The sequence below is a fragment of the Mesorhizobium sp. M4A.F.Ca.ET.022.05.2.1 genome (assembly GCF_003998845.1).
Classification (GTDB): domain Bacteria; phylum Pseudomonadota; class Alphaproteobacteria; order Rhizobiales; family Rhizobiaceae; genus Mesorhizobium.
Genome location: NZ_RZOJ01000129.1, coordinates 1 through 14,110, shown reverse-complemented (window position 1 = coordinate 14,110; position 14,110 = coordinate 1). Strand labels below are relative to the sequence as shown.

At 64.0% G+C, this 14,110-nt stretch carries 15 protein-coding genes; 4 read left to right on the top strand and 11 right to left on the bottom strand.

What is annotated here, in order from left to right; genetic code table 11:
• Positions 1-123: 123 nt before the first annotated feature.
• Positions 124-564 (bottom strand): CHRD domain-containing protein, encoded by a 441-nt coding sequence (locus tag EN745_RS16140; RefSeq protein ID WP_126053859.1) that lies wholly within the window; start codon positions 562-564, stop codon positions 124-126.
• A 143-nt stretch (positions 565-707) separates the two neighbouring features.
• The gene (locus tag EN745_RS16135) at positions 708-1,991 is read right to left on the bottom strand and encodes a cystathionine gamma-synthase family protein (RefSeq protein ID WP_127405882.1); all 1,284 of its coding nucleotides are present in this window, start codon (positions 1,989-1,991) and stop codon (positions 708-710) included.
• Between the two features lie 123 nt (positions 1,992-2,114).
• Here EN745_RS16135 and EN745_RS16130 point away from each other — a divergent pair, with 123 nt between their 5' ends.
• Entirely contained in the window at positions 2,115-2,573 is a 459-nt protein-coding gene (locus EN745_RS16130) for an Lrp/AsnC family transcriptional regulator (protein WP_127421740.1), read from the top strand.
• Positions 2,574-2,613: 40 nt separating this feature from the next.
• Here EN745_RS16130 and EN745_RS16125 read toward each other — a convergent pair whose 3' ends face one another.
• The 4 genes from EN745_RS16125 to EN745_RS16110 all read right to left on the bottom strand — a co-directional run bounded on the left by EN745_RS16125 (position 2,614) and on the right by EN745_RS16110 (position 6,610).
• The gene (locus EN745_RS16125) at positions 2,614-3,585 is read right to left on the bottom strand and encodes an ABC transporter substrate-binding protein (RefSeq protein ID WP_126053856.1); all 972 of its coding nucleotides are present in this window, start codon (positions 3,583-3,585) and stop codon (positions 2,614-2,616) included.
• 41 nt (positions 3,586-3,626) lie between these two features.
• Complete coding sequence (locus EN745_RS16120) at positions 3,627-4,781, bottom strand: ABC transporter permease (protein WP_127421739.1); 1,155 nt, start codon at positions 4,779-4,781, stop codon at positions 3,627-3,629.
• Complete coding sequence (locus EN745_RS16115; protein ID WP_126053854.1) at positions 4,778-5,656, bottom strand: ABC transporter permease; 879 nt, start codon at positions 5,654-5,656, stop codon at positions 4,778-4,780. The genes EN745_RS16120 and EN745_RS16115 overlap by 4 nt, the downstream gene beginning before the upstream one ends.
• A gap of 162 nt (positions 5,657-5,818) precedes the next feature.
• Positions 5,819-6,610 carry an ABC transporter ATP-binding protein gene (locus EN745_RS16110; RefSeq protein ID WP_126053853.1) on the bottom strand — a complete coding sequence of 264 codons (792 nt, stop codon included), beginning with the start codon at positions 6,608-6,610 and terminating at the stop codon, positions 5,819-5,821.
• 130 nt (positions 6,611-6,740) lie between these two features.
• Between EN745_RS16110 and EN745_RS16105 the strand changes: the two genes are divergently transcribed.
• Positions 6,741-7,145, top strand: coding sequence for a cupin domain-containing protein (locus tag EN745_RS16105; protein WP_127283266.1), 405 nt, complete (start codon positions 6,741-6,743; stop codon positions 7,143-7,145).
• Between the two features lie 80 nt (positions 7,146-7,225).
• On the opposite strand, the gene EN745_RS16100 is transcribed toward EN745_RS16105, so the two are convergent.
• From EN745_RS16100 to EN745_RS16085, 4 genes are all read right to left on the bottom strand, one after another.
• Positions 7,226-7,603 (bottom strand): hypothetical protein, encoded by a 378-nt coding sequence (locus tag EN745_RS16100; RefSeq protein WP_189347704.1) that lies wholly within the window; start codon positions 7,601-7,603, stop codon positions 7,226-7,228.
• 2 nt (positions 7,604-7,605) lie between these two features.
• Complete coding sequence (gene hydA / locus EN745_RS16095) at positions 7,606-9,057, bottom strand: dihydropyrimidinase (RefSeq protein WP_127405885.1); 1,452 nt, start codon at positions 9,055-9,057, stop codon at positions 7,606-7,608.
• 64 nt (positions 9,058-9,121) lie between these two features.
• Complete coding sequence (locus EN745_RS16090) at positions 9,122-10,372, bottom strand: Zn-dependent hydrolase (RefSeq protein WP_127400256.1); 1,251 nt, start codon at positions 10,370-10,372, stop codon at positions 9,122-9,124.
• A gap of 69 nt (positions 10,373-10,441) precedes the next feature.
• Positions 10,442-11,770 (bottom strand): aspartate aminotransferase family protein, encoded by a 1,329-nt coding sequence (locus tag EN745_RS16085; protein ID WP_127400257.1) that lies wholly within the window; start codon positions 11,768-11,770, stop codon positions 10,442-10,444.
• A gap of 254 nt (positions 11,771-12,024) precedes the next feature.
• Between EN745_RS16085 and EN745_RS16080 the strand changes: the two genes are divergently transcribed.
• Positions 12,025-12,654: a TetR family transcriptional regulator C-terminal domain-containing protein gene (locus tag EN745_RS16080; protein WP_127421738.1), complete on the top strand. Its 630-nt coding sequence runs from the start codon at positions 12,025-12,027 to the stop codon at positions 12,652-12,654.
• A 14-nt stretch (positions 12,655-12,668) separates the two neighbouring features.
• Here EN745_RS16080 and EN745_RS16075 read toward each other — a convergent pair whose 3' ends face one another.
• Positions 12,669-13,541: a helix-turn-helix transcriptional regulator gene (locus tag EN745_RS16075; protein WP_127406691.1), complete on the bottom strand. Its 873-nt coding sequence runs from the start codon at positions 13,539-13,541 to the stop codon at positions 12,669-12,671.
• A gap of 103 nt (positions 13,542-13,644) precedes the next feature.
• Between EN745_RS16075 and EN745_RS16070 the strand changes: the two genes are divergently transcribed.
• Positions 13,645-14,110 (top strand): SDR family NAD(P)-dependent oxidoreductase (locus tag EN745_RS16070; protein WP_127421737.1); only part of this gene is annotated, 466 nt, incomplete at its 3' end.

The following is a 14,110-nucleotide window of genomic DNA, read 5'->3' as shown; positions in this document are numbered from 1 at the left end:
ATCCCGAGGCGATCACGCCGACCCGCACGCTGACGCAGATACGCGACAAGAGCTAGACGCGAAAGGGCAGCCTGCTGACCTTCTGCCGGCTGCACGCAAAGGGGATGAACCGCCCTTTGCGTCTTACATAGCCTTCTCGATCTGGCCGCGGATCTCGCCGTCCTTGTTGGCGGCGGTGTGGACGTTGACGTAGTACTTGCCGGCCTCAAGGTCTGCCGCCTGCGCATCGGTCAGCGTGGCCGATCCCTTGATCGGGCTCTTGAGCTTCTTGAACGGGATTACGGGTCCCGCGTTCGCGCCCATCGCGGCCGGGCCGTGAATGTGTGCCGCCGTCGCCGGTCCGCTGAGGCCGGAATATTTGACGTTCCAGCTCAGCTTCTTCTTGGCGGTGTCGAAGGTGAATGTGGCGGTTCCCTTGCCCTTGGTGGTGACAGGCGGGCTCTGCTGGCCGCCATCGAGCGTCGCCGTGTATTTCACCGTTTCGGCCAAGGCAGGAAAGGCAAGCAGGATAGACGCGGAAATGGCCAGCGCCGAGAACATCGGCGTGAGGGGTTGAATGCGCATGGAGACCTCCGTTGTGACATCCCGGAATGGATGCACCGCCACAACGGCTTGAGGAGCGGATGTTTCCCGGAAGTAACGCCGATTTGACAGCACGGCTAAAAGGGGCGGTTGCCCGCCCCTTTTGGATTCCACGAAGGCGCTGATCAGACGGCTGCCAGGGCCTGCGTGAGGTCGGCGATCAGGTCGTCCGGGTGCTCGACGCCGATCGACAGCCTGACCGTGGTCTCCAGCACGCCGATGCGCTGGCGCACCTCGAAGGGAATGCCCGAATGGGTCATCGCCGCCGGGTGGCTGGCCAGCGATTCCGTCCCGCCGAGGCTTACCGCCAGCTTGAATATCTGCAGGGCGTTGAGAAAGGCGAACGCCGCCTTCTGCCCGCCGCGAATGTCGAAGGAAAAGGTAGAGCCGGCGCCACTGCACTGCGCCCGGTAGGTGCGGCCCGAAGGTGTATCCTCGCCCAGGAACGGCAGGTAGTGGACCTTCTCCACCTTGGCATGGTCGCGCAGGAATTCGGCGACAAGGCGCGCATTGTCGTTCGCGCGTTCCATGCGGATCGACAGCGTCTCGAGCGAGCGGCCGAGCATCCAGCAGGAATGCGGGTCGAGCTGCGTGCCGATCGCGCCGCGCAGCGCCTTGATCGGCTTGGTGACCGCCTTGCTGCCCATGGCGGCGCCGGCGATCAGGTCGGAATGGCCGCCGACATATTTGGTCAGCGAATAGACGGAGACATCGGCGCCGTGTTCGATCGGCCGCTGGAACACCGGGCCGAGCAGCGTGTTGTCGCAGACGATGATCGGCTTCGTCCCTTGCCCGGCGCCGATTTCGTCGGCGATCCTGCACATCAGCGCGATGTCGACAAGGCTGTTGGTCGGATTTGACGGCGTCTCGATCAGGATGACCGACACGCGGCCCTTGGCCCTGGCAGCATTGGCGGCCGCGCCAACCGCCGCCTCGTCGACGCCGTCAGCGAAGCCGACAGCCTCTATGCCGAAGCCGGCGAGCGTGCGCGTCAGAAGCGTCTCGGTGCCGCCATAGAGCGGCTGCGAATGCAGGATGACGTCACCCGGACGGGCATAGGCGAAAAGGGTCGTCGCGATCGCCGACATGCCGGACGAGAACAGGATGCAGGCGTCCGTGCCCTCATAGACCGCCAGCCGGTCCTCGACGATCTCGCTGTTGGGATGGTTGAAGCGCGAATAGACGAGACCGGAAGCGGTGCCGCTCGGAGGTTCCTTGCGGCCGGAGGTGTAGTCGAAGAAGTCGCGTCCCTCTTCCGCCGATTTGAACACGAAGGTCGAGGTGAGGAACACCGGTGGCTTGACCGCGCCCTCCGAAAGCTGCGGATCGAAGCCATAGCTCAGCATCAGCGTCTCCGGATGGAGCTTGTGGTTGCCGATGTGGGTTTTCGACGGGCGCGGCGCGGTCATGGCTCTTTCCTGCTTTTCGAGGAGTGTTGCCTCGCAATTTATGCCATCCCCATCAAGCAGTCCTTGCTATTTTTGGGCTCCCATGGCTGCGTTCCCGCAATGAATTGCCTGGAGAGCCCGAAAGTGCAGCAGAAGATAGCCGACGGTTTCGACCGCAAGATCCTGCGTGAACTGCAAGCCGACGCCCGCATCACCAACAACGAGCTTGCAGAGCGGATCGGGCTGTCGCCGTCGCCCTGCCTGAGGCGCGTGCGGCGGCTGGAGGAAGCCGGCGTCATCAGGGGCTACACCGCCCTGGTCGATCCGGCCGCCTTCGGCTGGGGCATGGTCGCCATCGCCACCATCCGGCTCAGCCGCCAGAACGAGGACGAGATCGTCATGTTCGAGGAAGCGATCCGCGGCTGGGAAGAGGTGCTGGAATGCCACCTCGTCACCGGTTCGCGCGACTATGCGCTGAAGGTGGTGGCAGGAAGCCTCGAGCAGTACGAGCGCTTCATCAAGGAAAAGATCGCGCGGCTGAAATGCGTCGCCTCGATCGAGACCAGCTTCGTCATGAACACCATGAAAGAACGGCGCCTCTGAGGCGCCGTTCTCGAGATCAGCATGTCAGCGTTCAGCCGGCCTACTTGATCGCCTTGTCGGTGATCGCCGTCGTGTACGCGCCTTCCGGCTGCTTGGTGATGATCTTCTGGTCGAGCAGCGCCTTGGCGGTGCGCTCATAGGCTTCCGGAATCAGCTTGCCATCGGCATTGTCGATCAGCTTGGCGACTTCGCCCATCATCCGCTTCTGGTGGTTCTCGTCCTGGCCGCCATTGTCCATGACGATGCCGGCTGCCTCGTCGGAGTTGTCCACGGCATATTTCCAGCCCTTCATCGAAGCGCGCACGAAACGCACCATCTTGTCCTCGAAGGCCGGATCCTTGAGCTTGTCTCCCAACGCATAGAGCCCGTCTTCGAGCAAATCGTTGCCCATGGCCGAGTAGTTGAACACGGTGAGCTGTTCCGGCTTGTAGCCGGCGTCGATCAGCTGCCAGTACTCGTTATAGGTCATGACCGAGATGCAGTCCGCCTGCTTCTGGATCAGCGGCTGCACGTCGAAGCTCTGCTTCAGCACGGTGACGCCATCCGGGCCGCCCTCGGTCTTGAGGCCGAGCTTGTTCATCCAGGCGTAGAACGGATACTCGTTGCCGAAGAACCAGACGCCGAGCGTGTGGCCCTTGAAGTCGGCTTCGGTCTTGATCGGGCCGTCCTTCGGGCAGACCAGTTCCATGCCGGCCTTCTTGAACGGCTGGGCGATATTGACCAGCGGCACGCCCTTTTCGCGCGCGGCGAGCGCCCCGCCCATCCAGTCGACGATGACGTCGGCGCCGCCGCCGGCGATCACCTGCTCGGGCGCAATATCGGGACCGCCCGGCTTGATGTCGACGTCGAGGCCCTCGGCCTCATAGAAGCCCTTTGCCTTGGCGACATAGTAGCCGGCGAACTGGGCCTGCGTGACCCACTTCAGCTGCAGCGTCACCTTGTCGGCCGCCATCGCCTGGAAAGCGGCCAGCGACATCGCGCCGGCTAGGACAGGAATAATCAGTCTTTTCATGTTTTTACCCTCTGAAGTTAACACCCTTAAACCCACCGCCCCTATCCACCACGGACAGAGGGATGCCAAAACGTGACGGCTCTTTCGAAAAGAGCGACCACGCCATAAAAGACCGAACCCGCCAGTGCTGCAACTGCGATTTCGGCCCAGACCATGTCGATGTTCATCCGCCCGACCTCGGTCGAAATGCGGAATCCCATGCCGACGACGGGCGTGCCGAAGAACTCCGCGACGATGGCGCCGATGAGCGCCAGCGTCGAGTTGATCTTCAGCGCGTTGAAGATGAAAGGAGCGGCGGCCGGCAACCTGAGTTTGATGAGCGTCGGCCAATAGCCCGAGGCATAGGTGCGCATCAGGTCGCGCTCCATATGGCCCGAAGCGGCAAGACCGGCGACCGTGTTCACCAGCATCGGGAAGAAGGTCATGATGATGACGACCGCCGCCTTTGACTGCCAGTCGAAGCCGAACCACATCACCATGATCGGCGCCACGCCGATGATCGGCAGCGCCGAGACCATGTTGCCGATCGGCAAGAGCCCGCGCCTGAGGAACGGCACGCGGTCGGCCGCGATCGCCGCGAGGAAGCCGGCGCCGCTGCCGACGACATAGCCGAAGATCACCGCCTTGAAGATGGTCTGCCGAACATCGGCGCCGAGTACCGGCAGCGAACCGGCGATGCGCGCGCCGATGGCGCTTGGCGGCGGCAACAGGATGAAGGGAATGCCGGCTCCCCGGGTCACCGCTTCCCAGATGATCAGGATCCAGGCGCCGAAGATCGCCGGGATGATCAGCCGCAGGGCGGTCCGCACCCAGTTCGCCACCGGGCGCAGCGAAGACAGCACCGCCACGCAGCGCCATCCCAGCAGCCATGCCGCGGCGAGCAGCAAGAAGAATGGCGCCAGCGCCGTGCCCTCATAGCCGTTTATGCCCGTGATCAGCAGCCAGGCGGCGAGGTGCGCGCCGATGAACAGCACCAGGGCTTCGACGACCGTGGACAGCCTGGCCATCGAGGCAAGAGCTGCCAGCAGCAGCAGGCCGAACATCAGCCCCTTCGTCGCAAGGTAGGGATAGTCGAAAGACGCCTCGGGTTGCGCCAGCGCCGCCGCTTCCGGCTTCGACATCGCGCCGAGTGCCAAGGCGATCAGGCATAGCAGGATCGCCAGCACCCCTTGCCAGGATGGTTTTAGCCAACTCATGCCGGCCTCCCGCCCATGGCGCGGTCGACGAGGCGGCCGGCAACGCCGACCACCATCACCAGAAGTGCTGCCACAACCGAGCCGGCGACCAGCGCCGACCAGATGTCGATGGACTGGCTGTAGTAGGCGCCCGCCAGCAGCTTGGCGCCGATGCCGGCGACAGCGCCCGTCGGCAGTTCGCCGACGATGGCGCCGACCAGGCTTGCCGCCACCGCCACCTTCATCGAGGTGAACAGGAACGGCACCGATGCCGGCACCCTCAGCTTCCAGAAGGTCTGCGCGCGGCTGGCATTGTAGGTATGCATCAGGTCGAGATGCATGAGCTCGGGCGAGCGCAGCCCCTTCACCATGCCGACAGTCACCGGGAAGAACGACAGGTAGGTCGAGATCAGCGCTTTCGGGATCAGCCCGGTGATGCCGACCGCCGCCAGCACCACGATGATCATCGGCGCAACGGCCAGGATCGGAATCGTCTGCGAGGCAATGACCCACGGCATCAGGCTGCGGTCGAGCGTCGCCACATGCACGATGCCGACGGCAATGACGATGCCGAGCGCGGTGCCGAAGGCAAAGCCGAGCAGCGTCGAGGACAGCGTCACCCAGGCGTTGTAGACTAGGCTGCGGTTCGAGGTGACGGACCGCAGGAAGGTGTTCTCGAAGAAATTAACCGCCACCTGGTGCGGCGCCGGCAGCGTCGGCTTCGGCTGCGACAGCGTCTTGCCGATGAACTCGACAGTGCCGGGCGTCTCGTTGGCGCGTTGGTCGAGATCGCGCTGGAATGGCGCGTTGAGGACGACGGCGAAGACATACCAGGCGACCACCACGGCCGCGAGGATCGAGGTGACGGGGATGATTTTCGAGCGGAAGGAGTCCATCAGCGCTGCCCCTCTCCTCTCCCCACCGGGGAGAGGGTGGCCGGAGCGAAGCGAAGGCCGGGCGCCTTCCTCGTCGTCATCCTAGGGTCTGCGCACGCCGCATCGCGGGCGCTCCGCCCCGGGATGACGAAGGCGCGGGCAGGCGCTCGCTCCTGACGGCGCTCAATCATCATAGCTGTGCCCTGCCCGGAGGCCGTCGCGCACGCGCGCGGCGATCGCCAGGAATTCCGGCGTCTCCCGGATATCGAGCGGCCGTTGCCGCGGCAGGGTCGATTCGATGATATCGCTGACGCGGCCCGGCCGTGGCGACATGACGACGATGCGCGTCGAGAGATAGACCGCCTCGGGGATCGAATGGGTGACGAAGCAGATCGTCTTGTTGGTACGCTCCCACAATTCCAGAAGCTGCTCGTTCAAATGGTCGCGCACGATCTCGTCGAGCGCGCCGAACGGCTCGTCCATCAGGAGCAAATCGGCGTCGAAAGCGAGCGCACGGGCGATCGAGGCGCGCTGCTGCATGCCGCCGGAAAGCTGCCAGGGATATTTCTTCTCGAAGCCGGCGAGGTTGACCAGTTCCAGCGTGCGCTTGATGCGCTCGGCCTGCTCTGCCTTGGAGAGGCCGATGACCTCCAGCGGCAGCGCCACATTGCGCTCGATCGTGCGCCAGGGGAAAAGGGCGGCCGCCTGGAAGACATAGCCATAGGCGCGTTTCTCGCGCGCCTGCTCCGGCGTCAGGCCGTTGACCGAAATGGTCCCCGATGTCGGCTTCTCCAGATCGGCGATGACCCTGAGCAACGTCGTCTTGCCGCAGCCGGACGGACCGATGAAGGAGACGAACTCGCCCTTGCCGATGGTGAGGTCGACATTGGACAGCGCCTGCACCGGACCGTCATTGGTCTGGAAGGTGAGGCCTAGCTTGCTTGCCGAAACGACGGCTGGCGACTGTCCGGTCATTGGCTGGCGCCTGCCCGTTCCCGTGCCTGCGGCGCCAGCTGGATTCCGATTGCTTTTATCGCGACGTTGTTTTCCACTCACCCTGCCCCATTGGCCTTGTCCCGCCAGCCCGACGCCCGGAGTTTCCCTGATGTCGCTCAAACCGACTTGTCATCTTATCCGCCCCGAAAGCACTTATGAAGGCAAGCAGGGTTTGACCTATTTCGCCGGCATTGCCACCGAGTCGGTCGGCTCGTCCGGCATCTGCATGCACGTGCTCACCATGCCGCCTGGCGCCCGCGCCAAGGCGCATATGCATGAGAACCATGAGACGGCGATCTACGTGCTCTCCGGCGAGGTCCACACCTGGTATGGCGACCGCCTTGAGCATCACATCGTCGTCAAGGCCGGCGACCTGTTCTATATCCCCGCCGGCGTGCCGCATCTGCCCGCCAATCTGAGCGGCGCGCCCTCGTCGGCGGTCATCGCCCGCACCGATCCCAACGAGCAGGAAAGCGTCGTCCTGCTGCCGGAACTGGATGCGCTGGTCGCCTAGGGCATTTTGCAGCCAAGCGGAATCGCGTGGCGTCGCACAAATGCTGTCTCGCTTCGGAATCGAGGGAAAAACTCCAAGCGTCATTTGCACCGGGAGACTTCTCCCATGACATTGCCGTCCTCGTCGGCGATCACCAGCTTTTTGGCGTTCTTGGCGCTGCGCTTGATGGTGAACTGGGCGGGTGACTCACCCTCCTCGCCTTCCGCCTGGCATTGCGCCTTGACCAGCAGCGAGCCGTCGGCCTGTGCCTTCTTTTCGGTAAAGGTGCAGGCACTCGCCACCGTGACGAATGCCTCGTCGGTCAACAGCAGCATGTCCTCGGCATAGATTTCCTGGCCGTTCTTGTTGATGCAGCCGGATTTGTTGCCATAGGGCTTCGACAGGTCGATCGCCGCCGCGGAAGCCTGACCGGCGACGAGCAGCGCTGCGGCCGCAAACGCAAGATGAGAAACGCGCACGCTCAAACCCCGGTCGCCGGAATGCCTGTGCGCTCCACCTTGCGCGGCGCGCTGATCTCCTTCCAGGTCGACAGTGCCCGGTTGACCGCGGCGTTCGGCTCGCGGGCGACGAATTCGCCATGGCCGACCTTGGCCTTGACCTCCGCCTCCTCGATCGACAGTTCGCCGCGCGAGAAGACGAAGCGCGGCAGGCCAGTCACCACGAAGCCTTCGAAGACGTTGTAGTCGATCACCGACTGCTGCTTCTTCGAGGTGATCGTCTTCTTGCGCTTCGGATCCCAGACCAGGATGTCTGCATCCGCGCCTTCGACGATGGCGCCCTTCTTCGGATACATGTTGAGGATCTTGGCGATGTTGGTCGAGGTCACCGCGACGAACTCGTTCATCGTCAGCCGGCCGGTGTTGACGCCTGTCGTCCACAGCACCGGCAGCCGGTCCTCGAGGCCGCCCGTGCCGTTCGGGATCTTGGTGAAGTCGCCGACGCCATTGCGCTTCTGCTGCGTGGTGAACGAGCAGTGGTCGGTCGCCACCACTTGCAGCGATCCGGCCTGCAGGCCCGCCCACAGCGAGTCCTGGTGCAGCTTGTTGCGGAAGGGCGGGCTCATCACGCGGCGCGCGGCATGGTCCCAGTCCTTGTTGAAATATTCGCTCTCGTCGAGCGTCAGGTGCTGGATCAGCGGCTCGCCGAACACCCGCATACCCTTCTGGCGCGCGCGGCGGATGGCCTCATGCGCCTGCTCGCAGGAAACGTGCACGACATAGAGCGGCACGCCGGCCATGTCGGCGATCATGATGGCGCGGTTGGTCGCCTCGCCCTCCACTTCCGGCGGCCGCGAATAGGCATGCCCCTCCGGACCGTTGTTGCCGGCGGCGAGAAGCTTCTGCGACAGTGCTGCGACCACGTCGCCATTCTCGGCATGCACCAGCGGCAGCGCGCCGAGATCGGCGCAGCGCTGGAACGACGCGTACATCTCGTCGTCGTCGACCATCAGCGCGCCCTTGTAGGCCATGAAGTGCTTGAACGAAGTGATGCCTCTGTCGACGACGGTCGCCATCTCGTCGAACACCTGCTTGCCCCACCAGGTGACCGCCATGTGGAAGGAATAGTCGCAGGCCGCCTTCGAGGTCTTGTTGTCCCACATCTGCAAGGCTTCGAGCAGCGACTGCTTCGGCGCCGGCAGGCAGAAATCGACCACCATGGTCGTGCCGCCGGACAGTGCCGCGCGGGTGCCGGATTCGAAATCGTCGGCCGAATAGGTGCCCATGAACGGCATTTCGAGATGGGTGTGCGGATCGATGCCGCCCGGCATGACGTAGCAGCCGGTGGCGTCGAACTCATGATCGCCGTGCAAGTTCGAACCGATGGCGACGATCTTGCCGTGCTGCATCAGCACGTCTGCTTTCCAGGTGCGGTCGGCCGTGACGATCGTGCCGTTCCTGATCACTTTGGTCATTTTCTCGTTCCCCTGTTCCAGTCGCGCTTCTTTGCGAGCAGCGTTGAATTCTAAATTTCAGACCTCACTCCACGATGACAGCCGTTTCCACCACGGCATGGAACAGCACGTCGGCGCCGGCACCGGCCCATTCCTTGGTGATCTCTTCGGCCTCGTTGTGGCTGAGCCCGTCGACGCAGGGGCACATCACCATCGCTGTCGGGGCGACGCGGTTGATCCAGCAGGCATCGTGGCCGGCGCCCGAGACGATGTTGCGATGCGTGTAGCCGAGCCGGTCGGCTGCATCGCGGATCGCCTTGACGCAGCCCTTGTCGAAGGTGACCGGATCGAAATGGCCGACCTGCTCGATCTGGTATTTGATGTCGAGCGCATCGCAGATCGTGTCGATGCCTTCGCGCACGCGCGCGTCCATCGCGTCGAGCACCTCCTTTTCCGGCGAGCGGATGTCGATGGTGAAGACGGTGCGCCCGGCAATGATGTTGCGCGAGTTCGGATAGGCCTGCATATGGCCGACAGCGCCGACAGCGTCCGGCTGATAGTCCATGGCGATCTCGTGCACCAGCTCGATCACCCGCGCCATGCCGAGCCCGGCATTGCGGCGCTTCGGCATCGGCGTCGAGCCGGTATGCGCCTCCTTGCCGGTCAGCGTCACCTGCAGCCATTTCAGGCCCTGGCCGTGCGTGACGACACCGATGTCGATGCCTTCATCTTCAAGAATAGGCCCCTGCTCGATATGCAGTTCGAAGAAGGCGTGGATCTTGCGCTCGCCGACTTTCTCGGTGCCCTTCCAGCCGATGCGCTCCAGCTCCTCGCCGAACTTCTTGCCGTCCTTGTCGACATGTTCGTAGACGTCGGCCTGGTCGAGCACGCCGGCGAAGACGCCGGAGGCCATCATGGCCGGCGCGAAGCGCGCGCCTTCCTCGTTCGTCCAATTGGTAACGACGATCGGGTGCCTGGTCTTGATGCCGAGATCGTTGAGCGAGCGCACGACTTCCAGCCCGCCGAGGACGCCGAGCACGCCGTCATACTTGCCGCCGGTCGGCTGGGTGTCGAGATGGCTGCCGACATAGACCGGCGGCAGACTGGGATCGGTGCCCTCGCGGCGGGCAAACATGGTGCCCATCTCGTCGAGCCCCATTTCGAGGCCCGCGGCCTCGCACCAGCGCTTGAACAGGTGCCGGCCCTCGCCGTCCTCGTCGGTCACGGTCTGGCGATTGTTGCCGCCGGCAATGCCGGGGCCGATCTTCGCCATCTCCATGATGGAATCCCACAAACGGTCTGAATTGATTCGCAGATTCTCGCCGGGGGCCGCCATTCAAAGTCCTCTCATTTCACGATCCGATCGGGCGGCGGTTCCCGACGCCGCCCAACCGGACAAAGCAGTCTAGTCTATCGACCTCAGAACATCGCGCAGATGGTCGATCAATTCGTTGATCTGACCCTTTGTGATGATCAGCGGCGGCGACAGCGCGATGATGTCGCCGGTGGTGCGGATCAGCGCGCCGTGCTCGAACGCCTTGACGAAGGCCGAGAAGGCCCGCTTCGTCGGCTGCCCGGCAATCGGCGCCAGTTCGATCGCGCCGATCAGGCCGATGTTCCTGATATCGATGACGTTCGGCTCGCCCTTCAGCGAATGCAGCGCATCTTCCCAGTAGGGCGCCAGCTCCTCGCCCCGGGTCAGCAGGCCTTCGTCCTTGTAGGTGTCGAGCGTGCCGAGCGCCGCGGCACAGGCGATCGGATTGCCCGAATAGGTATAGCCGTGGAAGAACTCGATCATGTGATCGGGTCCGGTCATGAAGGCGTCGTGGATCTCCTTCGTCACGAACACCGCGCCCATCGGGATAACGCCGTTGGAGACGCCCTTGGCGGTGGTCATGATGTCCGGCGTGACGCCGAAATAGTCGGCGGCGAACGGTGTGCCGAGGCGTCCGAAGCCGGTGATGACCTCATCGAAGATCAACAGGATGCCGTGCTTGGTGCAGATCTCGCGCAGCTTCTGCAGATAGCCCTTCGGCGGCAGGATGACGCCGGTCGAGCCGGCCACCGGCTCGACGATAACGGCCGCGATGGTCGAGGCGTCATGTAGCGCGACGATGCGCTCGAGTTCGTTGGCGAGTTCCGCGCCATGCTCCGGCACGCCCTTGGAGAAGGCGTTCTTTTCCGGCAGATGCGTATGCGGCATATGGTCGACGCCGCCGAGCAGCGTGCCGAACATCTTGCGGTTGTTGACGATGCCGCCGACCGAGATGCCGCCGAAATTGACGCCGTGATAGCCGCGCTCGCGGCCGATCAGCCGGGTGCGCGAGCCCTCGCCCCTGGCGCGGTGATAGGCGATCGCCATCTTCAGCGCGGTATCGACCGATTCCGAGCCGGAATTGGTGAAGAAGACATGGTCCATGCCCTTCGGCGCGATGTCGACCAGGCGGTTCGCCAGTTCGAAGACGATCGGGTGGCCCATCTGGAAGGCCGGCGCATAGTCGAGCTCGGCCGCCTGGTGCTGGATCGCCTCGGTGATCTTCGGCCGGCAGTGGCCGGCATTGACGCACCAGAGACCGGCGGTGCCGTCGAGCACCTTGCGGCCGTCGCTGGTGGTGTAATGCATGTCCTTGGCGGACACGAACATGCGCGGCGCCTGCTTGAATTGCCGGTTCGCCGTGAACGGCATCCAGAATGCGCTGAGATCGTTCGGCGTGACTTTCAGCCGGTTGGACATGACCAAGACTTCCCCTTGTAACCTGTTTCGGTGCGGCTAACGCTTGGTCTTCCCAGCACTTGGTCTCAGCTGCGTTTTCGTGCTACGCAAATTTTGACCGATTGGACAAACGTTAGCACCGCCATGTCGGCGGTCAAGGGATTACTAACGGAAATGCGGCATCGGAAGCGCGCTCCACAGGCCAAGGAAAAACTGGTCCAGAGAATTGGTCCAGATGACGCTCGCGGCGAAGGTTTACGGGGGTGACGGCCGCCATGGAAGGTTCCGCTCCCCGCCGCACCCGCATCCAGCAGGAAAAGCGCGAGCTGATCCTGGAAGCCGCGCTCGAGGTCTTCTCCACCAACGGTTTTCGCGGCTCTACCATCGACCAGATCGCCGAAGCGGCCGGCATGTCGAAGCCGAACCTGCTCTACTACTTCCGCCGCAAGGAAGACATTCACGAAACGCTGATGGAGCGGCTGCTCGAGACGTGGCTGGCGCCGCTCAGGGAACTCGACGACATCGGCGACCCTCTCACCGAGCTGCGCAGCTACATCAGGCGCAAGCTCGAAATGGCGCGCGATTTCCCGCGCGAGAGCCGGCTGTTCGCCAATGAGATCCTGCAGGGCGCGCCGCGCATCATGCCGCTGCTGGAAGGCGAGCTGAAAACGCTGGTCGACGAGAAGGCGGCCGTCATCAAGGGCTGGATGCGCGCCGGCAAGATCGCTCGCACCGACCCTTGGCACCTGATCTTCTCGATCTGGGCAACGACGCAGCACTATGCCGATTTCGACGTCCAAGTCCGCGCCGTGCTTGGCGCCGACCGCGGCGGCGACGGCCGCTTCGAGGACGCCGCGCGCTTCCTCGAGCAATTGTTCATCGACGGGCTGAAGCCGAAGGGCTGAAAGTGTAGATGGCGTCAGGCGCTGCGCCGATCGGCCGGCAGCGCGTCGAGCAGCTTCTGCAATTTGGCGATCGAATTCTGCTCGGCAAGCGGCGTGTAGACGATCAGCCGCATGTCGGAACCGTCGTCGATCGAAAGGCTCATATGCTCGAATGTCATGGCGCCGGCGCTCGGGTGCCTGACATGCTTCACCCCTGACAATCTCCGCGCCACATCACGCTGCGGCCACCAGTCGCGGAACTCGGGACTTGAACGCATCATCAGCGCGATCAGCCGGTCGAAGTCCGGGTCGCCGACATATTTGGCGCTTTCCGCGCGAAACGATGCGAGCACCACGCGGGCGAGTTCTTCCCAGTCGACCAGCAGGCGGCGGTGGTGCGGGCTGGCGAACACCATGTGGACAATGTTGCGGGTATCGCCCTCCAGCAGGCCATAATCCCCGAACACTGCCACCGCCGCTGGGTTCCAGGCCAGCACATCCCAGCGCCGGCCGACGACATAGGCCGGCTGCAGGACGAGGCTTTGCAGCATGTGCAGCAGCGGGCCGTCGACCTTTTCGGGCGCCGCCTCGCGGCGCTCCTGCTGCTGGCGGCCGGCAAGGATGAACAGATGCCGCTTCTCGACGGCGTCAAGGCGCAACGCCTCCGAGAGCGCCGTCAGCACTTCGACCGAGGGGCGAACGTCCCTGCCCTGTTCCAGCCAGGTGTACCAGGTCGTGCCGACGCCGGCGATCATCGCCACTTCCTCGCGTCTCAGCCCTGGCGTGCGCCGCCGCGCGCCGCAAGCGATGCCGGCGGTCTCGGGCGAAAGCCTTTCCCGGCGCGAGCGCAGGAAGGCGCCAAGCTCGCGCCGGCGGCTGTCTTCTGACGAATGGGGGATCGCGTCCATTGGGCTCATTATAGCAGTATTGATACCAGGATAAAGTTTGAACTGTTTGGGATGCGCGCCGCGCCCCATCTTGCGTTCAGAGCGAAACATGGAGGCTCTGAACATGGACCTGAAGGACAAGACCGTCCTCATCACCGGATCAACCGACGGCGTCGGCCGCGTCGTGGCCGAGAAGCTCGGCGCGAGCGGCGCGCATATCCTGGTGCATGGCCGCGACGCGATGCGCGGCAAGGCAGTCGTCGCTGCCATTGAAGCCGCCGGCGGCAAGGCCGAGCTTCTCGTCGCCGATCTCTCCTCGCTTGCCGAGGTCAGGCGCCTCGCCGAAGCCGTGCGCGCCAGGACAACGCGGCTCGACATCCTGATCAACAATGCCGGCGTCGGCACCGCCGGCGGAGGCGCGAAAAGACAGGTCAGCGCCGACGGCTACGAACTGCGTTTCGCCGTCAACTATCTCGCCGCCTTCCTGCTGACCTCGGAGCTTTTGCCGCTGCTCAAGGCGAGCGCGCCGGCGCGGATCGTCAATGTCGCCTCGGCCGGCCAGCAAGCGATCGACTTCGACGACATCATGC

Excerpts from the sequence above, each read along its gene's own strand:
- EN745_RS16125 (WP_126053856.1), bottom strand. The coding sequence starts at position 3,585 with ATGAAAAGACTGATTATTCCTGTCCTAGCCGGCGCGATGTCGCTGGCC.
- EN745_RS16085 (WP_127400257.1), bottom strand. The coding sequence starts at position 11,770 with ATGTCCAACCGGCTGAAAGTCACGCCGAACGATCTCAGCGCATTCTGG.
- EN745_RS16105 (WP_127283266.1), top strand. The coding sequence starts at position 6,741 with ATGTCGCTCAAACCGACTTGTCATCTTATCCGCCCCGAAAGCACTTAT.
- EN745_RS16075 (WP_127406691.1), bottom strand. The coding sequence starts at position 13,541 with ATGGACGCGATCCCCCATTCGTCAGAAGACAGCCGCCGGCGCGAGCTT.
- EN745_RS16135 (WP_127405882.1), bottom strand. The coding sequence starts at position 1,991 with ATGACCGCGCCGCGCCCGTCGAAAACCCACATCGGCAACCACAAGCTC.
- EN745_RS16110 (WP_126053853.1), bottom strand. The coding sequence starts at position 6,610 with ATGACCGGACAGTCGCCAGCCGTCGTTTCGGCAAGCAAGCTAGGCCTC.
- hydA (WP_127405885.1), bottom strand. The coding sequence starts at position 9,057 with ATGACCAAAGTGATCAGGAACGGCACGATCGTCACGGCCGACCGCACC.
- EN745_RS16090 (WP_127400256.1), bottom strand. The coding sequence starts at position 10,372 with ATGGCGGCCCCCGGCGAGAATCTGCGAATCAATTCAGACCGTTTGTGG.
- EN745_RS16115 (WP_126053854.1), bottom strand. The coding sequence starts at position 5,656 with ATGGACTCCTTCCGCTCGAAAATCATCCCCGTCACCTCGATCCTCGCG.
- EN745_RS16140 (WP_126053859.1), bottom strand. The coding sequence starts at position 564 with ATGCGCATTCAACCCCTCACGCCGATGTTCTCGGCGCTGGCCATTTCC.
- EN745_RS16080 (WP_127421738.1), top strand. The coding sequence starts at position 12,025 with ATGGAAGGTTCCGCTCCCCGCCGCACCCGCATCCAGCAGGAAAAGCGC.
- EN745_RS16120 (WP_127421739.1), bottom strand. The coding sequence starts at position 4,781 with ATGAGTTGGCTAAAACCATCCTGGCAAGGGGTGCTGGCGATCCTGCTA.